Origin of the sequence: Scytonema hankhaensis NUACC26 (assembly GCF_045865695.1) — a bacterium.
Classification (GTDB): Bacteria; Cyanobacteriota; Cyanobacteriia; order Cyanobacteriales; family Nostocaceae; genus Scytonema.
Genome location: NZ_BAACAP010000252.1, coordinates 110476 through 131651 on the forward strand (window position 1 = coordinate 110476; position 21176 = coordinate 131651).

Here is a 21176-nt window from a genome sequence, read left to right on the forward strand (position 1 = left end):
CTAAAGAGCATGAGCAATGAGCATTATAGATTTAAACTAAATCCTAGTGATGACATCGCCTTTATCTGGTAGTTGTATATTTGTTTGTGCGCCTCCAATAGTCTATGTAATAAATATGACACAAAATTTATTTTTCAAAGCCATAAAAGCTTATTTCCTCGTGCTGCTTCTCGTGGGCATTACGAGTTGTAATAGTGCCAAAGCCCCGCCTAACCTCGTGACTCCTTCCGGACAGCCAGATGCTGCTATATTTATTTCTCAGCAAGCGCCAGTGATAGTGTCGCTGCTGACAAATCCAGAACGCTTGCCAAGTTCAGAACGTGATGGAGAACTCTCTAAGCTAAAAACCAGTTTATTGGCAAATACGGATATTGATTACCAAAAAGATATTCAGCCGTGGTTGGGAAACGAAATTACATTGGCTGTAACTGCTTTAGACTTAGATCGCGAACCGGAAAATGGTAAGAATCCTGGGTATCTTATGGCACTTGCTACCAAAGAACCAGAAAAAAGCCGTGAATTTGTGGAGTTGTTGTTCTCCAAGCGATCGCTTACCGGAGCAAACTTAACTGTGGAACAGTACAAGGGTGTAAAATTGATTTATGAGATTCCACAGGAAACAACAGTAGAAGAGAAACCGGGCGGATATTTTTCAGTTCCAAATCGCCAATCTAAAAAGCCAAATCCGAAATCTCAAATTCAAAACGCTCTTGCTGGTGCAGTGGTAGGTAATAACTTTGTATTATTCGCGAACGATCCAAAAGTTTTGCGAGATGCGATTAATAACGTTCAAGCCCCAGACTTGAATTTGATAAGTTCTAGCAAATACCAGCAAGCCATAAAAGCATCACCTAAAGATGCTCTCGCGGTTGCTTACCTCAATCTTCCCACTGTCGCAAAATGGCAAGGCTTGGAAAGTGAAACCGCAACTTACAACAGTCAAATTGTTTCCTTAGTTGAGAAACGCAAAGGATTGATAGCTGAAACTGCTTTTCTAGCAAAAGAAAAAAATCTAGTTCCAAGCACAGAAATTGCTAAACCAGTTGGTGCATTGCAGTATATTCCAGCCTCAGCAGGGTTGTCAGTTACTTCTTCAAATTTAAGTAATTTAGATAACAGTAGTTTAGCTCTACTTTGGCAACAAGCGATCGCAGTGCTAACTGGTTCTAAAGAAGATGTGTTCTCTGGATTGCTGCAACCTTTAGCTGAAGTTCAAAAGCGCTGGAACGTCAATTGGAAAGACGATATTTTTAGTTGGGTGCAGGGAGAGTATGCCATAGGGCTGTTACCTCGTGAAGACAAAACCAATCCAGATTGGATTTTTGTAGCAGAAAAATCAGAGGCGACACCAACAGCTATTTCTCATTTAAATGAAATTGCTTCAACAGGTGGGCTTTCGTTGAATTCCCTAAACATAGGCGAACAAAAAATATTTGCTTGGACAGAGTTAGCCGCCACTTCCAGTCAATCTGCACTTGTGAAAGATCGACAAGTCTATACAATTCAAGCGAAGGTTCTGGGAGCGTATACGGATGTCGGTAATTACGAAATTATCACTTCCTCAATTGAGGCAATGGATGCAGCTCTGACAGCCAAAGAAGATTCTTTAGTTAACAAGAGCGATTTCCAAAATAGTATTGCTGCTCTACCCCAACCCAACCAGGGTTATGTCTACTTCGATTGGGCAAAGAGCCAACCAATTCTCGAACGTCAACTCCCCTTTCTGAAGCTTGTGGAAGTCATTGGCAAATCATTTTTTCAAAATTTGCGATCGCTTACAGTTAGTAGTTACGGTAGCGATACAGACTTGCTGAAAGGTGGTGTGTTTTTTCAGTTTAGGGGATAGGGGATAGGGGACCCCGAGTTCCCCATTCCCCATTCCCCAATGTTTCCTGTGCCACAATGAAAGCTGCCACAAGAAAGGGCGGCTTCAATGTTTTTCCCGATATTCTGAGTATAGAAAACAACTCTACTCAGATACAAGGGAGGGGTATCATGAAACGTAATTGCCCCCTATCTACGATTGCAACAAGCACTTGGTTCTTAGCTGCATTTGCCGTTTTTGCTTCTAACTCCGTATTAGCAGACACAGCAAACTTTGGTAGGCTAGCTCTGTCACCTGGGTTTGAATCAGCGAAAGGAACAATAACGGGTTATACAGGTGGATCGTATTCCTTGTCAGCCATTAGCAATCGCGATCGCAACAGAAATGTCTGTATTGGCTATGGAGATCCTAAGCCAGACCATATCCTAGTTTTGGAAAAAGACTTTTCTCGCCTCAAGATACAAGTTGACACAGGCGGCGGGGATACAACTATAGTCATTCAAGGACCAGATAACAGCATAGTTCGCTGTGGTGACGATACTGGTAGAAATAAAGACGCTAGCATCACGGATAATAGTTGGAAAGCGGGTACATATCGCGTATGGGTAGGCACATTTAAACCTGGAGAAAAGCGAAATTATAGACTTATGATACAGGAGCAGAGCTAAAATTTTCTGGAGTTGCGATCGCTTCGGCGCAAGCTGTACCCAGCTTATCGTTGATGGCAATTTTCTCTGCACTGAGGTATGGTCAGAAAAAATTTAACCGCAGCCTGTAGCTGATGGACGCGGATAAATTGATTTGTAACTCAGCAGATTTGGAAAGGTTAGTGTAATCTAATTTCTGTGTACTAAGCTGTTAGAAAATTCATTACTATTTTATAGGTAGTGACAGCGATCGCTTTGGTAGCGTAGTTCAAATATAGCAAGAGAAATGCAGAATAACTAGAGGTAAGAATTATGAATATCCAACTTAAAGCCGAATACGAGCAATTCATTCAAACCCGAATTGCTACAGGTAGATATGAGAATGCTGAAGATGTTATTGCTAAAGCATTAAAGTTACTTGAAGAATGGGAGAAGGGTTATCAAGAGTGGGAAGAAGAAACACGAAAAAAAGTAGCTATTGGGCTTGCTCAAATCGAACGTGGAGAAGTATTGGATGGTGAAGTAGTCATGAAGCGACTAGAAGAGAAATTACAGAAAGCACGTTAAAATCAAAGATAATGGAATACTTTATTGCAAAAGAAGCAAGCTAAGATTTAGATAATATTTTGGATTATTTTCTAGCTTGCAACATCAACGCCGGAGAAAGATTGATTCAAGAATTTAATAAAAAGTGCCAAAATATAAGTAAGTGGATAGGCAGCAATAAACCCAACTATATTAAGAAACGTAAATTTCCTTAAACTCTTACCAATGACAGATGACAAAGGACAAAGGACGAGTACCACTGGATAACTCTAATTGTGCTGACTTACTTAGCGATTGGCAATTAACGTTAAGATAGAGTGTGACTAGTTTGGCAGAACGAGAGTTTTATAAGCGTGTTATCTACTCTTTCGACTGACTTCCGCATTATATTTGACCGAGATCCAGCAGCCCGCAACTGGTTGGAAGTATTGTTTTGCTACCCCGGATTGCAAGCCCTGTTATTTCATCGGTTTGCTCATTGGTTGTATAGCATTGGCATTCCTTTTATTCCCCGTCTCATCTCCCATCTCGCCCGGTTTTTAACTGGAATAGAAATTCACCCCGGTGCAACAATCGGACAAGGAGTTTTTATCGACCATGGCATGGGCGTAGTTATTGGAGAAACAGCAATTATTGGAGACTATACCCTGATTTACCAAGGTGTTACCCTTGGTGGTACGGGAAAAGAGTGTGGTAAGCGCCATCCCACTGTAGGTGAAAATGTTGTTGTTGGAGCGGGTGCAAAAGTGCTCGGCAATATCCAGATTGGCAACAATGTCCGTATTGGTGCAGGATCGGTTGTTTTGCGCGATGTTCCATCTGACTGTACCGTAGTTGGCGTGCCTGGTCGGATTATTTATCGTGCTGGAGTTCGCGTCAATCCGCTAGAGCATGGAAGTTTACCAGATGCTGAAGCTCAAGTGATACGTGCTTTGGTAGACAAAATCGAACAACTCGAACAGCAAATTCAACAATTGCAAGACGTGCAGCAACACTTGTCAGTTTCTAACGTAGCTGCTGCTTTGCAAGAGCATTACTCTTCTCATACCCACTTCTTAACAGAGGAGCCAGTTTTTTCAGAAACTCGCACTCGCTGTCGAATTGACAATAAGATCATAGAAGAGTTTTTAGATGGTGCAGGGATTTAATAGAATTGGGGACTGGTGACTGGAAAAGAGTCATTTCAACGAATGAAAACCATCATCTACCGTAGGGGCGCAAGGCATTGCGCCCCTACAAGTTTGGACGAAATTACCGCTAACTTTTAAGGCTTCTGCATATTGTGTATGTTATGTCCCCAGAAAAATAGCAGATTTTTAGAAGTTCAGTGTTATGTCAAGCAATCATTTACAACAAGACATTGCTAGCAGTAACGAACAAGGTAAGTACTTAACACCGTTTCAGCGCAAGTTGCTGCAAAAAAGTTTGCAAGAAAATTTACCACAGCAGTACCGTCTGCGAATTGAAATCATGCTGCTTGCAGATCGAGGGAAAACTCAAACCCAAATTTGTCAAGCTTTAGGATGCTCTGTAGGAACGGCAAGACATTGGATTTGCATGGCTCAGTCAGGACAAGCTCACAAGTGGAACAATAACCCGATTGGGAAACCCAAGATTGTTAATGACCAATACTTAGAGCGTTTGAAAGAAGTAGTGAGCCATAATCCAAGAGAGTTCGGCTATCCGTTTCAACGTTGGACATCGCAATGGTTAAGCAAGCATCTGACGAAAGAATTGGGCATAGAGGTAGGCGATCGCCACATCCGTCGCCTACTTAAAGATATGGGACTATCCACCCGTCTCAAACCCTCTAGTCCCAAGGAAGCAATAAATCAAACCGACACCTACAGTATTGTAATTGCCGATTTATCATCTGCAAAAGTACCCTCGTTTTTTACGCTCGATCCATTTAAGTAGTTGCAACAAGATTGAAGCTGCCATTCATACCAAAAAGTGAAATTTCTGTTGCCAATATTCACTAAAAGGGAGTTATTTCCATGTTAAAGCCAATTACTATATCGTGCCAAGAAGTCCTTCAACAACTCAAATTATCCAACCAAATTCCCTCTCTTATTGAAAGAATTGTAACTCGTAATATTTTATTGTCCTCAGTAGCGGAATTAGGCATCAAAGTTGAATTTGAAGAACTGCAACAAGCAGCAGACAATATTAGATTCACGAACAACCTCAAAACAGTTGAAGAAACCAGAGCATGGTTGGAGAACAATCATTTATCTTTAGATGATTTTGAGAAAATGGTTTACATCAATGTTATTTCTGGGAAAGTGGCACAATATCTGTTTGCGGAGCAGGTTGAACCCTGGTTTTTAGAACATCAGTTAGATTATGCTCGAGCTGCAATATATGAAGTAATTTTGGAAGACAAAGACTTGACTAGTGAACTTTTTTATGCGTTACAAAAGGGATTGCGGAGTTTCCCTGAAGTTGCCCAACAATATATACAAGATACAGAATTACGTCGCTGTGGAGGATACCGAGGGATATTGAACAGGGTTCAGATGAAACCAGAGATTTCTGCTGCTGTTTTTGCTGCTAACCCACCTCAGATTCTTAAACCAATAGTGACTGCTGAAGGAATACATCTAATTTTGGTTGAAGAAATCATGCTACCACAGTTGGATGATGAGTTGCATTATCGAATTATTTCCAACTTGTTTTCTAAATGGTTAAAACAACAAATTGAACAAGTTAAAATTATTACTTACTTTAACTAAATGTGAGTTCGACAGTCTGTCATCAATACTGTTATAAAAACATTTATAGCGGTTTTCAATTGAGTGCAATACACAAAAAAGTTATGGAACTGCAGCCTGTAGCAGATGAACGCAGATAAATCTGTAGTTTCAATTATGATTATCTATCGCTCCTACTACCAAAACAATTAACATCACCACTAGGCTCAAAATTACCAATTTTACTCGACGCATATTGTTAGCTCTCTTACAAAAGAAAGTTGCAAATCTTTGTTTAAGTTCAAATCCCACGTTTGAACACAATCCCTAGTTCTAAAAAGACTAGATGAGGTGCGATACTGATGCAGAAACAACTTTTGCCTACGTTGTATAATGGAGGACTTTACATATCCGCTATCAGCCTTGCCTTCCTTAAAAAGAATTGGAGTACTGTTTCTTCTTTAGAAATAATATCCACTCTACCCTCCATTCCTAATTGAATGGAACATTGTTTTTTGCCGTTATATAGTTCAAGGTTTTCTGGCTCAACTGTTACCTCATAGAAAGCACCCCCTACAGCCGTCTTTTGACTGGTAGCCGTAGTGGAAGCAACTGCGGTAGCATTATTATTTGCTTGAGGGACGAACGCATCTGGAGAAATTGCCTTGACCTTACCGTTGAGAGTACCGTAATCTGGATATGGACAAGCAGAAACCCTCATAAGTACGTTTTGTCCTTCTTTCAACTTGCTCTTATCCTCAACTGCTACTGCTGCTTCGATCGCTATAGGAGCATCACTAGGAACTATTTGCGCGATTTCCTCTCCTAGGCGCACAGTTTGACCGGAATTGCGGAGATTAAGTTTGGAGATAATACCGTCTGCTGTAGCAGTAATGGAAGTTTGGCGGAGGTCTATTTCCACTTGTTGAAGTTCCCGGCGATCGCTCTCTAGTTGTTTGTGAATTTCAATCTGTTGCTGGTTCAATGCTTTACGTTCTTTGTCTATTGTAGCAAAGTTGACTTGCCCCGAAGCTTGTTCTTGAGCAATCCGCGATTTGGCGATCGCGACTTCTGCATAACTCGGATTGAGAGATGCGATCGTGCGTTGGCGTCTAGCTAGGGCTGCCAAAACTGCTTGTTGTAGCCGCGAAATTGTTTGTTTTTGCGCCTCAACTGTTGCTTTTTGTGCCTCAACTGCTTGTTCCTGCTGGTCAACAGCGAGTTGTGCTTCCTCAAATTGATTCCAAGGAAGAGCGCCAACTTTTGCTACGCTCTGATATCGATTTCGCTTCGACTGGGCTGCTGACAAGGCGACAACCGTTGACTTTAAGTTTGCTTGGGCTGTCCTTAAATCTGCCTGACCTTTTTGCAATTCCTTCTGGGCTATCCTAACATTCGCCTCGGCTTCTTCAACATCAGCGACGGTAGTAATCTGCTTGTCTCGATAGTCTCGGCTACGCTGTTCTAATTCAGAACGAGCTGCTGCAACAACACGGTTAACGCGATCTGTATCGGCTCTAATTTGGTTATTGAGAGCGCTAATTTGGGCGTTGAGTTGAACGATTTGTAACTGGCTTTGCTGGATGTTGCTTTGCAGTTGACTCTTTTTAGTTTGAAGGCGAGAGTCATCAATGGTGGCAATGATATTTCCCTTTTTGACAACTTGATTTTCTTTGACTCTGACGCCCATAATAGAGCCTTCTGTCGCTGCTTGAACAATACGCAATTCACCAGCAGGACGGAGGTTAGCTTGTGCTTGGATGGTGACTTTGTATTTGGCAACAGAAGCAAGAGCGATCGCCCCACCCACAAAAGTTAACATAACCATTCCACCAATGGTAGTCCAACGACCAAGAGGTGGTAGAAAACCATTTTCTTCAATCTGGGGCAAAGAAACTGAGTTAGAGTGGCTAAGCATAGGAAATAACAACTAACAAATGACTAATGACTAATAACTAATGACGAAACAAAACCATTTGTTGACGGAGCAACTTCGTCTAGGAAGTCTAAATGCTCGCCAGGAAGAAGGCGTAGCTCTTGGGGAGTACCCTGGATTTTCACCCGCCCTTTCTCCAGCAGCACAATCCAATCAGCTCGCCCGATGACTTTAGGACGGTGGCTAATCATAATTGTGGTTTTCCCCTGTCGGTAATAAAGTAGATGATTGAGTACTTCGGCTTCACTTACCGGGTCAAGAGCGCCAGTAGATTCATCTAAAATGAGTATCGGTGGCTCAGTAACTATAGCCCTAGCTATGGCTAACCTCTGCCGTTGTCCACCAGAGAGATTAGCACCAAATTCTCCTAAAACAGTTTGATATTTGTCAGGCAATTGACTGATAAACTCATCTGCACCAGCAATCTGGCAAGCTCTGACAATTTGTTCAAAACTAATGTGCGGATAGCTGAAGCGGAAGTTATCAACGATTGAACGACTCCAAAAGTGGGGTTCTTGGGGTACTAGCACTACCTGCTGCCGTAGGCATTCCAAGGAGAGATCTTGCCGATTGTAAATGCCATAGCGAATATTACCAGACTCAAGGGCATATAAACCAGCAATCAGTTTGGCGAGGGTACTTTTGCCGCAACCAGATTTACCAATTAAGGCAATGACTTGACCACCTTTGATAGTCAGGGAAAGATCTTGCAGCAAATCAACTCTACCTGCGTGGTGGAAGTTGAGGTTGGTGCAGGTAATATCTGCATTATCCTTAATTTCTGCTTCTGGCTTTTTGAAGTCGTTTTCGTCTTCTGGGGTGGCGTCAATGACCTCTGTTAAGCGTTGGATAACAATCTGAGCAGTAATAAACTGATCGGCTAACCCAATGACTGAACTTAAAAAGCCGAGAAAGTTGCCACTCATGCCGTTATATGCTAGCAACTGCCCAATAGTTAATGTGCGATTAATTACTAAATATGAACCTAACCAAAGTAAGGCAATATTAGTCAAAGTAGAAAGAATGCTGGTAATTGTGCTACTGTAAAGCTCTAACTTCATCGTACTCCAGCTTAGATTGGCAAGGCGACCATAATTGGTTTGATACTCTTGCCAAGCTTGCTCTGTAGCAGAAGTTGTTTTGAGAACTTGGACACCACGAAAGGTTTCGACGAGAAAGCCTTGGTTTTCTGTGCCTAAGACTATTAGGTTACGGGTTTTTCGCCGCAAGGAGGGGAGAAAAAGCAGATTGACGAGGGTGACAATGACAAAAGCACCCAGGGAAGCCACAGTCAGTTCCCAACTGTAGAACAGCATCAAACCCAAGGAAATCAAGGCGATAAAAAATTGGCTAGGTAAACCGAGAACAATTTGGGAAACAAGGGCATTGATGGCATGAACATCGGCAATGCGACTGACGACTTCTCCACTGCGGCGTCCTTCAAAATATGCAAGGGGCAAGTGCAAGAGGTTTCGCCCATATTCCAGAATCAGTCCTAATTGCAATCGTTGACCAAAGTGACCGATTAAGTGAGATTGTACTAAGCCGATCGCACTTTTAAATAAGTTCATCGCAATCACCCCAATTGCCACTGTTGTCAGCAGTTGGGTATCTCCTCGCACTAATACGTCATCGGTGAGAAGTTGCGTCATCAAAGGGGAGGCAAGAGAAAGTAGTCCGATGGCGATGTTAATTGCGATCGCTTGAGCAAGAATAAAGCGATAAGGCCAGACACGCACCACAAAGCGCCCAAATCCGCCAATTTTATCTTCTGGTTGCTCTTTAAAGCGGTTGTCATCTGGCTCCAACAGCAGCATCACGCCATTGCCCCAACCACTGAGTAACTCCTCGCGGGTGAGGTAACGGATGCCTACACTGGGATCTGCAATGGCATATTTTTTTCCTTTTTGCCCGTATAAAACAACCCAGTGGTAGCCTTTCCAATGAATGATGGCAGGCAAGGAAACTTTATGCAATGCATCTAGCAGTTGCGGAGAAGCTTTGACTTGGCGGGCATTGAATCCTAGAGCTTCTGCTCCCCGTCTCAACCCCAATAAGGTTGTTCCCCGCGATCCCGTGCCAACCGCTTCTCGAATGCGACTGATGGCAAAAGTGCGTCCGTAGTATTTAGCAACTGTAGCAAGACAAGCAGCACCACAGTCTTCTTCGCTGTGTTGCAGTACGCTGTAGTATTTCATTGTTCAATGATTAAAGTAAGTAAGCAGTCAACAGTTATCAGTCAACAGCGAACAACTACTAACTGAGTTATTAATATTAGGTAACTGATATCTGAACACTGTTAATACTGCCTCAGATTATAAATCTCTGAGGCAGGTTTATTGTCTGGGCAAAAATCCCTAGACCGGCGGCAGGGAAGTCAAATCTATCCTATACGCACGAGGGAAGATATTGAGTCATTTGTAAGGGTTCCAAAATTACCACCAACTGTGTATTGTCCACGAGTGAGAGTGCCTTCATAGTTGTTATAGCCTGCGTCTCTATAGAACGCCCAAACACCTCGAATAATTGTAATAGATGAGGTTACATCGTTAAAGTTGAGGTCAGTATCTCGTAGATTAGAAAAGCCATCACCTATCGATGCATTAAGCCCTAGTGTTCTCCCTCTGTAACTTGAATCTGAAAATAAAATTACATCTGGATCGTTGCCTCCAGGATAACGTACACCGCCACTACAGATAGCAGCCACCTCATCGTCAAGTTCTTTAATTGCGGAAATTTCTTCAAATTGATTGACTTTCATCTTTTCTTTCCTTTCTTCTTGAAATTAGGTTTATCGCAGATGTAATTAAGCTTTAATTAGCTCGTACATCTAATCATGTTTATAATCTCGGTAAAAATCCCCATAATAGCGACAGGAAAGTTAAAGCTATCCTATACGCAAGAGGGAAGATATTAAATCATTTTGCGAAGAATAAACATTAAATTGATCCCCAGGTCGCAAAGTGAATAGAAAGTTCTTCTTGTCTGCGTCTCTATAGAACGACCAAGTACCGCGAATAATTGAAATAGAAGAGGTTACATCATTGAAGTTTTGATCCCGTAAGTTGTTTGGACCATCACCTATTGATGCATTAACCCTTAGTGTTCTCCCACTAGAATCTGAATCTGAATATAAAATTAGATCGGGGTTATTGCCTCCAAATCGGACTATACCACCACTACAAGTAGCAGCAAGCTCATCGTCAAGTTCCTTGATAGCAGGAATTTCTTCAAATTGATTAACTTTCATTTTTCCTTTCCTTTCTTCTATAAATTAAGTTGACTACCAATAGAATTTAGCTGTTTTGTAGCTCATCTATCTAATCTATTTTTAAAACGTATATTTGTTAAAAACAAGCTTTTTAAACTAATTAACCGGACATTAATTAATCTGTTTAATCCATTAACTAAATATACAGCTTTCTCTTGTGGTGCGGGCGTCCCGCCCGCCAATAGTAAAGGACGGGCGAGGACGCCCGTTCCACAAGATGGATAATTTATTTCTTGGACATCCGTTACTGTCTGGGCAAAAATCCTTAGAAAGAATACAGGGAAGTCAAATATCGTCAATTGAATATTTCTTCCTCTTTTGACTACACAAAACTATCCATTGGTTGCCTTTCTTTGTGAATGATGGCTGGTAGAGGCGCTTTATGCAATTGGTGGAGATATACGTTTGAGAGAACTAACTGAGTCGAATGGAACATTAGGGTATATTCCTGGTTCGGAATATATGATGAGAAAATAATGTTATGTTTCATATTTTATGGACAGAAATAAAACAGTTTCATCCAATTTAAATAGAGCGATTATTCTGCCATAAACTGATGAAATAGCACACTCTAACCTTGTTCTTGGTTGAGTAGAGTTTTGAGCAGCGATCGCTTTGAATGGAGAGAAACGAAAAGCAAACCTAGGAAAGTTTAGTTTTCTGACTTTGACATCTGCTCCTCAATCGCGCTTAGGGACTTTCATATAAAAAAATATTCAATTTTCTCTTGTGGTGCGAGTGTCCCGCCCGCCAATGATAAAGGACGGGCGAGGACGCCCGTTCCACAAGATGGATAATTCATTTCTTGGAAATCCCTTATCATCCGGGCAAAAAATCTCTAGAAAGGATACAGGGAAGTCAAATATCGTCAATTGCATATTTCTTCCCCTTTTGCCCATACAAAACTATCCATTGGTTGCCTTTCTTTGTAAAGAATGGCTGCTAGAGGCGCTTTATGCAATTGGTGGAGATATGCGTTTGAGAGAACTAACTGAGCCGTATTGAACATCAGGGTATATTCCTGGTCCTTTCAAAGTTCCAACCAGATTCTTATAGCCTGGGTCTAAATAAAACGCCCATGTTTCATCTGCGTCAATCACAACAGATGAGATCGCGTCATCGAGATTGATGCCTTCCTTGTTATAACGGAGATCTCCATCTTTATTATAAAACGTCAGCCTATCTCCCCGAAAGACTCTATCCCGGAATACAGTTACCTTGCCTCCACTACAGCTAGCAGCTGCCTCATTGTTAAGTTCCTGAATAGCAGAAATTTCTTCAAATTGATTGACTTTCATTGTTGTTTCCTTTCTTTTTTGAATTAGGTTGATTACTGATGAAATTAAGCTGTGATTTAGCTCATCCATCTAATTTATTTTTAAAATATATTTTTGTTAAAAACAAGCTTTTTGAACTAATTCATTGGACATTAATTAATCTATTTAATCCATTTATTCGTCAACAAAAAACTATTTAACAGGAATATATAATAAAAAAAATAATGTCATATTCCAGTTTTTTTGGACAAAAATCAAGCAGTTTTACCCAATTTAACCCCCGCCACCAGTATAGAACGGGCGAGGACGCCCGTTTCACAAGATGGATAATTTATTTCTTGGACATCCCTTACTGTCTGGGCAAAAATCCCTAGAAAGGATACAGGGAAGTCAAATATCGTCAATTGAATATTTCTTCCTCTTTTGACTACACAAAACTATTCAGTAGTCGCCTTTCTAGTGAATGATGGCTGGTAGAGGCGCTTTATGCAATTGGTGGATATTCGCGTTTGAGAGAACTAATTAAGTCGTTTGGAATACCATAATACTTAACAAAAGAGTATCTTCCTGGTCCATGTAAAGATCCAGCCAGACTCTTATAGCCTGGGTCTCTATAAAATGCCCATGTTTCATTTCCTTCAATCACAACAGATGAAATTGCGTCATTGAGATTGATGCCTTCCTTGTTATAACGGAGATCGCCATCTTTATTATAAAACGTCAGACTATCTCCCTTAAAGTCTCTATCTCGGTATACAGTTATCTTGCCTCCACTACAGCTAGCAGCTGCCTCATTGTTAAGTTCTTGGATAGCAGAAATTTCTTCAAATTGATTAACTTTCATTGTTGTTTCCTTTCTTTTTTGAATTAGGTTGATTACCAATGGAATGAAGCTGTGATTTAGCTCATCCATCTAATCTATTTTTAAAACCAATATTTATTAAAGACAAGCTTTTTAAACTGATGTATTGGACATTATTTAATTGGTTTAATCCATTTATTCGACAATAAAAACTTGTTTAACAGAAATATATGATGAGAGAATTAATGTTCTATTCCATCGGTTGTGGACATAAGTAAAGCAGTCTTCTCCAATTTACATAGTAGGTCGATTATTTTGTCATACACTGATGAAACAGTACTTCCTTAGCTCTCTCGACTAAGAGAATTCTAATATGTAGCAGCACTAATGGAAACTAAGTAAGTGGGCATGATTAAATAAACCTGTGTCAAAGATTGTATACCAAAAACGGTTTAGAATCTAACTTTCCAAAAGTTGTCAAAAACTTGTAGGGGCGCAATGCCTTGCGCCCCTACAAATACATTAAACAATTCCGAAAAAGAACAGTTGTTAGCCGTTTACAGTATATATAAAGGTTTGTAGTTGTTTTTGCGAAGACAGTGCAACTACGAACCACGAACAGCATTTTATTTTGACCGCTCCACTGAGTAGCTGTTGTGTATACTCAAAAAAGCTGCATAATTACCTTCGTTCGATCCCAATAAATCAAGGCAGTCTACATCACACAGGCTGTCTTGATTAAATTGATACTGCTTTACAGTAAAAACACTTGATTGTCAATCGGGGAGAAGGAACCAATATGTTCGGCTTTATGCTAGAGGGTATTCCTATATTACCAAAGCGTGAGAACAATGTTGACAAATTTTCCATGTATCTCATGCTTCATACTCAAAATGGTCGTTTGTTGATTCAGTGGAAGTATCAGTTTTATTTGCAACGCAATATGGAGCTATACGAACAAATGGATCGGCGTTTTTCGCAGTTATGCAGTCAGCGAGACAAGGGATTAGGTTTAGCACAGTTTTGGCGGTATGTGGCGCTTAACGAACCACAGTTAACTCAAGACTGGGAACCAACAAACAAAGAACAGCTTGCTTGGGAACATTTGGCAAGTTACTTTGAAGAAAAATGCTATTGGGCTGCTAAAAAGGTATACAAAGAGTATGGCGAACATTCTTGGGAGGAATATCTATGTATTGCCCGACTGCTGGTTTACAATCCTCTCAAACTTAGCGATCTATTAACTCGGTATGATACTGATAGGGCAAGTATAGATACTTATGTATTAGAAGCTTTAGTCAAGCATATTAAATTTGAAACAGAAATTAATAGATTTTCGCGGTGGCGGCTATTGTGTAAAAAGAGCGAGAAAGAATTAAAAGAAGCACTGCAAGCCTCTGGTTGGATCGAACCAGAAATTTCTCAATTACTGTTTGCTCGCAAATTGTTTAAACAAGTTTATCTACTTAATAAAGTTAAAACTTCAACCAGACAAACTGGAAAAAAATGGCCCGAGCCCGATCGCGAAGATTTTGAAAAATCTGCTTTTTGTTACAATAATGAAAAATTACTGCCTACAGCACCTCATGAAGTATCCGTCTCAGCTAATATTGAAGTCGAGCAAATTCAATTATGGATGGAAATTTGCATTAACGCTTTACAAAATTACCCAAGAACAATCCTACCTCGCTTTTCTCTTGATGCTTTGCAAAATGTTGGATATGAAGCTAAATATGAGACGCAAAGCAATCCTTTAGAACTGGAATGTAACTCTACAACTAAAGTAGGAGAAACAGAAGACTATCAATATTTGCTTAATCAGGCTAACTCGTCTTTATGTCAGCAGATTGAAACTATGAAATTGGAGTACAAAAAAATTCTGCTGCTCTACTATGGTTTTGGATTGACTCAAAAACAATTGGCAATTCAATTGGGAATTAATCAGAGTACAATTTCTCGTTATTTAGCAAAATCAACTTTGCAATTACTGGATACTTTAACGGTAATTTCTCAACCTCAGCAATGGGTGAAACAATATGTATCCGCATGGTTAGAGCGAGATTACCAAGCACCTTTACACTCAGATTTGATTCATGTAGCTTTGGTATCAGCCATAAAAGAACTCGATGTTGAAAAACGAGATATTTTGCAACTTTGTTATGGACAGCGAATGGATGAAATAAAAATTGCTCGGGAGTTGAGTATTAATCAAGAATTAGCTAGAGAAAGACTTTCCCAAGCTCAGTATCAATTACAAAATTATCTAATCGAGTCAATAAATGTTTGGATTAAAGAGTATCTGGAAAAGTGGTTATTGCAACACTATCAATCTTTAGTTAAAACTATATTAAAAACTATTTCTCATCAAGCTACAAAATTAGAACCAGAAGCAAGAATCAATGCCGTTGTCGAGGCATATCTCCAAGACCAATCTCAAGTAAATTAATGAGGTGCAAATAATGTTTAGTTTCACAGAATTAGCAACGGCTGACACCAAGCATCTCTGGTTAAAAATTTCACCAGCAGAACAACAAATAGCATTGCAGCAATCCCAATACCACTCTAATCCGATCGCTTGCTATAATGCTTATCTCAATCACGTTTGCCTGCATTGCTTTAACAGTTGGCTTGAGGAATGGTTTCAAGAAGAACCTGCTCCACAACCTAAAGTATGGCTTGATGAGGATAATCTACCTAGTATTTGGGAATTGGTAAATGGTGCGGCTATTGAGTTGGGCGATACTCGATTGGTACTAGTACCGACTGAAACAATGGATTTAGAAGAATTTTCTGTACCGCAAGAGTGGGTAGATATTTCGAGTTGGGCGGCTGACTATTATCTGGCAATGTTAGTCAATATAGATGATGAAGATGACTGCTGGATAGGAGTGTATGGGTTTGCAACTCATAGTCAATTAAAGAATGAAGGTAAATATAACGAGCGCCATCGCACTTACTCTTTACCAGCCCAACAATTGACAGAAAACCTGACATTGCTGTTTGCAACACTCGGACTGCATTTACGAGAGAAAATTCCACTTGAGTCAAGCTTAGCAGAAGTTGAAGCCAAAAATTTATTGCTAACTTTGGGTGATGTAGCTATTTATTCCCCCCGTCTGCAATTAGATGTGCCATTTTCAAAGTGGGGGGCGCTCATTTCAAATCAGCAATGGAGACAGCAACTGTATAATCGGCGTTTGGGTTTTTTACATGATACCTCACCTGTTACCGTAGTTACTAAAACACGAGTGAATTTGAGCCAATGGTTTCAAAAGTTATTTGTTGCTGATTGGCAACCAATTGATGTACTTTTGGGTAAACAATTAGACATTATAGCATTTGAGAGCCGAAATTCTTCTGCTTCTGGAACATCTGTTAATGGAGTGAAGGTCATCGATTTAGGGATGCAACTAGGAGGACAAAGTGTAGCATTACTACTTGCGTTGACACAAGATGAGGAGAAAATTGGTATTCTCGTACAAGTGTATCCTACTAGAAATGAAAAGTACTTACCGCCTAATCTCAAACTTGTACTTTTAGAATCGGGTAAAGCTCTGCAAGAAGCGCGATCGCGAAGTCGAGATTATTACATTCAACTGAATCGCTTTAAAGGATTACCCGGAAGTAGCTTTAGTCTCCAATTAATTCTCGGCAATTTCAACATTACAGAAGATTTTTTTCTGTAACAAAAGACTAATAGCTTGTAATAATAACAATAAGCAATTAGCAATTAACCATTAGCTATGAGTAAGTTAGTTGTCATCAGTCTGGGGAAAGGTGACTTAAACGACGGCTTTTCCATCGTTACGGCCCAGCTTTGGGAAACTAACAACGAGCACCCGATGCAATTTACAGGTAGTTTACCAGCAGTACCAGAAATTGCTGAACTTGAAAAACGCTTTCAGTTCATCTATCAAGCATTGTATCAACGACTTCGACGGCGCTCTCAATTTGAAATCGAAACGGTAGGGATCAACAATGTTGGTGAAGTAGATTTTACTGATATATGTCAGCAGTTACACGAGCAAATCAATGCTTGGCTGAACTCAAATTCATTTCGCCCAATCGATCAACAATTACGAGCGCGATTGGCTTTAGATGAAGAATTTCAAGTCATAATTGAAACAAGTGATGACCAACTGCAAAAACTACCTTGGCATCTGTGGAATTTTTTTGAGGATTATCACAAGGCGGAAGTAGCTTTAAGTGCGCCTCAGTATAAGCGAGTTAAGTCAAAACCGAAAGAGATCGTTCATAAAGTTAGAATTCTAGCGATTTTAGGTAATAGTGCCGGAATTAATGTTCAGCAAGATAGAGAAATGCTCGAGCAATTGCCTGATGCATCAACGGTGTTTTTGATAGAACCTTCACGCCAAGAGTTAGATCGATGGCTTTGTGACAAACAGGGTTGGGATATTTTATTTTTTGCAGGGCATAGTCAAAGTCATGGTGACACGGCTCAGATACATATTAATCAAACTAGTAGCTTAACTATACCAGAGTTAAAAAATGCTTTGAGATGTGCGATCGCACGCGGTCTTAGTTTAGCAATTTTCAACTCTTGTGATGGTTTGGGCTTAGCTCGGCAGTTAGCTGACTTGCATATCGGGCAAATTATTGTTATGCGGCAAGATGTACCGGATATAGTAGCACAAGAGTTTTTAAAGAGTTTTCTTTTTGCTTTTGCCGACGGACACTCTTTGCACTTAGCAGTGCGTTACGCAAGAGAAAGGTTGCAGGGGCTAGAAGATGACTTTCCCTGTGCTTCATGGTTGCCAATAATTTGCCAGAATCCTGCTGAAATACCACCGACTTGGCAAAAGTTATGTGGTATGAATACAAACAATAGAATTTTTAAGCTGAATTGGCATTTGGGCAAAGCGATCGCAACAAGCTTAGTCGTCACAAGCTTGGTTTGCTGTATGCGCTCTCTAGGCATAATGCAGCAATGGGAACTGTCAGCATTTGATTCTATAGTGAGGATGAGACCTTCGGGAGATTTAGACAATCGCCTTTTGGTTGTCACTGTTACAGAAGCAGATATTCAAGCTCAGAAACAACCGCAAAAGTCTTCCCTATCCGATGCAGCACTCCGAAAACTTTTATACAAGTTGGAACCATACCAACCAAGAGCAATTGGTTTGGATATTTACCGTGATTTTCCAGTAGAAAAGCAATCTGGAGATTTAGCAAATATTTTACAGAGAACCAACACATTGATTGGGATATGTAAAGTTAAAGGTGGTAAAAAACAATCAGCTGGTGTTTCACCTCCTCCAGAAATTCCAGTTCAACGCATAGGGTTTAGCGATGTTGTGCGCGATCGCGATTTGATACTGCGTCGCCAACTACTAGCTATGACTCCATCTCCTAATTCTCCTTGTAAAACAACCTACTCCTTCAGCATACAACTGGCACGCCAGTACTTGGCAAAACAAGGCATCCTACTCCAAATTACTGACGAAGGCTACTTGCAGCTTGGCAAAGTCGTCTTCAAACCTTTAGAAGTTCCTATGGGGGGCTACCAACAATTAGATACGCGAGGACACCAAATACTGCTTAATTACCGCTCTTCACCAAAGGTGGTTCAGCAAGTCAGTCTCACACAAATCTTGAATGGTCAATTTAATCCGAATTGGGTAAGGGATCGTATTGTCCTCATCGGTGTTGATGCCGAAAGTGTCAAAGATAATTTTCTCACACCTTATAGTGCTGGGACTGTACCTCCCCAAGAAGTCCCAGGGGTTATAATTCACGCCCATATGGTAAGTCAAATTCTAAGTGCGGTTTTAGATGACAGATGGCTGTTGTGGGTTTTGCCTATGTGGGGAGAAATTCTTTGGCTCTGGGGTTGGTCTTTAGTGGGAGGCATAATAGCATTTTACCATCAGTTCCGGCTACAGGTGGTATTGATAATATTTGCTACACTCCTCATTTCATGTGGATGCTACTTTGTTGTCCTACTGTACGCGGGTTGGATACCTCTTGTTCCCTCTTTGATGGGAGCAAGTATCACATATTTATTAGTAATTTTTTATACTATATTGAAAGTGAAACGATATGAATAAAACCAACTTTTTTGTTTCATGTGTATTTAGTGTGTACCTAATTACTGTTTTGCTAATCAATTCTACGCAAACTACAGCACAGCAGAGGCGATCGCCTAGCAACAATACAAATCAAGTAGGTGTGCGCTTTGTCTCTCCTACTTTAGAAAAAGAACCAGAAAACCGAGGAGCACCAGACGAGCGTGTTGGAGCAGGAACCCGTCGTGGTGATTGTCCAGCAATACCTGTAAACAAGCCTCATCTCACTAGTTTAGTACCTTTAATGCAGAGAACTTTGACACAGAAGCAACAAGGAACTACCTCGAAATTTGTTTTAGGGTTAACAGTTGCCGAATACCCAACCTTTTGGTTTTACGTTCCTTATGCTCCAAAAGATGTCCGCGCAGTAAAGTTTATGCTGCTAGATGAAAACAATAACTCTGTTACCAAAGAACCTATTCCCATCACACTATCTGGAACACCGGGAGTTATTAGCTTCAGCTTTCCCCAGAAGGAAAAGCCGCTCTTAGTTGGCAAGTATTATCATTGGTACTTGCTAATTGACTGTAACCCAGCAAGTCGGTCTGCGGATATTAATATCCAAGGTTTAGTTCAACGGGTTGAACCAAACAGCGATTTGATGCGTAGGTTAGAGACAGCAACGCCACAAGAACGCATCGCCCTTTATGCTCGATCTGGCATTTGGCATGAAGCGATCGCACTTCTAGGTGAACTTCGCCGCACTAAACCACAAGATGCCGCCCTTGCCTCTGACTGGGTAAATTTGTTGAGATCCGTTGAGTTGGAAAATATTGCGACTGAGCCGATTGTACCGTGCTGTAAACCTTAGTATAAAGCCTGTGTTTATTACTCCAAAGGATGAGGAAGTGAGAAAATAGAGTGAGAAGTAGACGATATCTATGCCCAGGAAAATTCGAGAGTTGAAAACCCAAATTGCGCGAGAAGGATTTGTTTACCAGCCTAAGCGTGGTAAAGGTAGTCATGAGCGTTGGCGACATCCAATGCTGAGAAAAACACTGACAATTCCTGGCAAAGATGGAGATGATGTGCCACTCTACCTGGAGAAACAATTAGAACGGTTATTAAATGAACTAAAAGAAATGCGGGAGGACGAAGATTCATGAGCAGATACAGTATGATTGTTCAATGGTCAGATGAAGATCGGCTTTTCTTAGTTACAATTCCAGAGTTTGCCGACCGCGTTGTCATGCCCTGTACTCACGGCAAAACTCGTGAGTCAGCAATTCGTAATGGTGAAGAAGTAATTGAGATGTACTTGGAAGCTTGGCAAGCGGAAGGTGAATCTATACCTGAACCTAACACGCTTCAAACTGCCTGAGCACTACCCTAAGACCTTAATTCTTAAAGAAGGGAAATAATGCATAAATTAAAGATTATGTTAGTCTTTGTTACAGCTAATGTTACTAATGGCAAGATAACGGGTTCAACCAAGAATTATGGAGTGTAACAGTGGGTGAATTAGCTGTGAGGACTACCTCTCCCAATTCATTCTTCACCCACCCAGTAGCTTCAACTATGGGTTCTAGTGTGGCACGTTTTGGTGTGACAGTTGTTAATGAAAGGTCTTTAGCGGCATTGGCGCTTTGATCCTCTACAGCTTGTCGCCAGACGTCGCTACTTGGCACAGTCGTGAATCGCCAATCTTCCCAAACGGTATTGCTATTGAGTGCAGAGTTAGGAGAGGGAGGCAAACCACCACGCCCTGTTATGGTGAAGCTACTGCCAGTACCAGTAGTAGCTGCACAAAAATTTTGGTCAATCAAGCCAGTGGCATCAACTACTTCTAGTGGCAAGGGGACTAATCCTCGGCTGGGGTCAACATCAGGTGTGTTGAGTTGTATAGTGCCATTTAACTCAGGACTTGCCCCAGTGGCTGTGATGTCACTTGTTCGATCGGATGCCACATCTCGGATCTCTGTACCAAAAATACCTTGGGCATTAATTCTCACATTCCCGCCACGGAAGTTAGCAGAATTGGCGCTGATGTCACTATTTTCAACAGCAATGAGGAAATCGGTGTTAATGTTAATATTGCCACCGATAACGTTCTCTCCTGTTGCGTTGGTTCTAATGTTGCTGCCACGGCGCAT

The 21176-nt window shown here is 40.8% G+C and carries 20 protein-coding genes; 12 read left to right on the forward strand and 8 right to left on the reverse strand.

Annotated elements, in window-relative coordinates; all coding sequences use genetic code 11:
* The first annotated feature begins 115 nt into the window (after positions 1–115).
* The 6 genes from ACKTT2_RS48960 to ACKTT2_RS48985 all read left to right on the forward strand — a co-directional run bounded on the left by ACKTT2_RS48960 (position 116) and on the right by ACKTT2_RS48985 (position 5753).
* The gene (locus tag ACKTT2_RS48960) at positions 116–1846 is read left to right on the forward strand and encodes a DUF3352 domain-containing protein (protein WP_407900378.1); all 1731 of its coding nucleotides are present in this window, start codon (positions 116–118) and stop codon (positions 1844–1846) included.
* A gap of 149 nt (positions 1847–1995) precedes the next feature.
* Positions 1996–2493 (forward strand): hypothetical protein, encoded by a 498-nt coding sequence (locus ACKTT2_RS48965; protein WP_407900379.1) that lies wholly within the window; start codon positions 1996–1998, stop codon positions 2491–2493.
* Positions 2494–2784: 291 nt separating this feature from the next.
* Positions 2785–3039, forward strand: a complete 255-nt coding sequence (locus ACKTT2_RS48970) for a ribbon-helix-helix domain-containing protein (RefSeq protein ID WP_407900380.1) — start codon at positions 2785–2787, stop codon at positions 3037–3039.
* A 332-nt stretch (positions 3040–3371) separates the two neighbouring features.
* Positions 3372–4166 carry a serine O-acetyltransferase gene (cysE, locus tag ACKTT2_RS48975; RefSeq protein ID WP_407900381.1) on the forward strand — a complete coding sequence of 265 codons (795 nt, stop codon included), beginning with the start codon at positions 3372–3374 and terminating at the stop codon, positions 4164–4166.
* A 184-nt stretch (positions 4167–4350) separates the two neighbouring features.
* Positions 4351–4935, forward strand: a complete 585-nt coding sequence (locus ACKTT2_RS48980; protein WP_407900382.1) for a helix-turn-helix domain-containing protein — start codon at positions 4351–4353, stop codon at positions 4933–4935.
* A gap of 80 nt (positions 4936–5015) precedes the next feature.
* Entirely contained in the window at positions 5016–5753 is a 738-nt protein-coding gene (locus ACKTT2_RS48985) for a peptidylprolyl isomerase (protein ID WP_407900383.1), read from the forward strand.
* 361 nt (positions 5754–6114) lie between these two features.
* On the opposite strand, the gene ACKTT2_RS48990 is transcribed toward ACKTT2_RS48985, so the two are convergent.
* The 7 genes from ACKTT2_RS48990 to ACKTT2_RS49020 form a co-directional block, all read right to left on the reverse strand.
* Complete coding sequence (locus tag ACKTT2_RS48990; protein WP_407900384.1) at positions 6115–7629, reverse strand: beta-barrel domain-containing protein; 1515 nt, start codon at positions 7627–7629, stop codon at positions 6115–6117.
* A 23-nt stretch (positions 7630–7652) separates the two neighbouring features.
* On the reverse strand, positions 7653–9845 hold the full coding sequence (locus ACKTT2_RS48995) for a peptidase domain-containing ABC transporter (protein ID WP_407900385.1): 2193 nt from the start codon (positions 9843–9845) through the stop codon (positions 7653–7655).
* 185 nt (positions 9846–10030) lie between these two features.
* Positions 10031–10408 carry a beta/gamma crystallin-related protein gene (locus tag ACKTT2_RS49000; protein ID WP_407900386.1) on the reverse strand — a complete coding sequence of 126 codons (378 nt, stop codon included), beginning with the start codon at positions 10406–10408 and terminating at the stop codon, positions 10031–10033.
* A 126-nt stretch (positions 10409–10534) separates the two neighbouring features.
* The gene (locus tag ACKTT2_RS49005; protein ID WP_407900387.1) at positions 10535–10897 is read right to left on the reverse strand and encodes a beta/gamma crystallin-related protein; all 363 of its coding nucleotides are present in this window, start codon (positions 10895–10897) and stop codon (positions 10535–10537) included.
* Positions 10898–11634: 737 nt separating this feature from the next.
* A complete protein-coding gene (locus tag ACKTT2_RS49010) occupies positions 11635–11796 on the reverse strand; it encodes a hypothetical protein (protein WP_407900388.1) in 162 nt (53 codons plus the stop codon).
* 75 nt (positions 11797–11871) lie between these two features.
* The gene (locus ACKTT2_RS49015) at positions 11872–12216 is read right to left on the reverse strand and encodes a peptidase inhibitor family I36 protein (RefSeq protein WP_407900389.1); all 345 of its coding nucleotides are present in this window, start codon (positions 12214–12216) and stop codon (positions 11872–11874) included.
* 463 nt (positions 12217–12679) lie between these two features.
* Positions 12680–13039, reverse strand: a complete 360-nt coding sequence (locus tag ACKTT2_RS49020) for a peptidase inhibitor family I36 protein (protein WP_407900390.1) — start codon at positions 13037–13039, stop codon at positions 12680–12682.
* A gap of 757 nt (positions 13040–13796) precedes the next feature.
* On the opposite strand from ACKTT2_RS49020, the gene ACKTT2_RS49025 reads away from it, so the two are divergent.
* From ACKTT2_RS49025 to ACKTT2_RS49050, 6 genes are all read left to right on the forward strand, one after another.
* The gene (locus tag ACKTT2_RS49025) at positions 13797–15443 is read left to right on the forward strand and encodes a sigma-70 family RNA polymerase sigma factor (RefSeq protein WP_407900391.1); all 1647 of its coding nucleotides are present in this window, start codon (positions 13797–13799) and stop codon (positions 15441–15443) included.
* A 13-nt stretch (positions 15444–15456) separates the two neighbouring features.
* Complete coding sequence (locus tag ACKTT2_RS49030; protein WP_407900392.1) at positions 15457–16683, forward strand: DUF1822 family protein; 1227 nt, start codon at positions 15457–15459, stop codon at positions 16681–16683.
* Between the two features lie 57 nt (positions 16684–16740).
* The gene (locus tag ACKTT2_RS49035; protein ID WP_407900393.1) at positions 16741–19065 is read left to right on the forward strand and encodes a CHASE2 domain-containing protein; all 2325 of its coding nucleotides are present in this window, start codon (positions 16741–16743) and stop codon (positions 19063–19065) included.
* Positions 19066–19114: 49 nt separating this feature from the next.
* A complete protein-coding gene (locus tag ACKTT2_RS49040; RefSeq protein ID WP_407900394.1) occupies positions 19115–19894 on the forward strand; it encodes a DUF928 domain-containing protein in 780 nt (259 codons plus the stop codon).
* Positions 19895–19964: 70 nt separating this feature from the next.
* Complete coding sequence (locus tag ACKTT2_RS49045) at positions 19965–20189, forward strand: type II toxin-antitoxin system HicA family toxin (protein WP_407900395.1); 225 nt, start codon at positions 19965–19967, stop codon at positions 20187–20189.
* Positions 20186–20404, forward strand: a complete 219-nt coding sequence (locus tag ACKTT2_RS49050) for a type II toxin-antitoxin system HicB family antitoxin (RefSeq protein ID WP_407900396.1) — start codon at positions 20186–20188, stop codon at positions 20402–20404. The genes ACKTT2_RS49045 and ACKTT2_RS49050 overlap by 4 nt, the downstream gene beginning before the upstream one ends.
* Positions 20405–20489: 85 nt before the next feature.
* On the opposite strand, the gene ACKTT2_RS49055 is transcribed toward ACKTT2_RS49050, so the two are convergent.
* On the reverse strand, positions 20490–21176 hold the full coding sequence (locus ACKTT2_RS49055) for a hypothetical protein (RefSeq protein WP_407900397.1): 687 nt from the start codon (positions 21174–21176) through the stop codon (positions 20490–20492).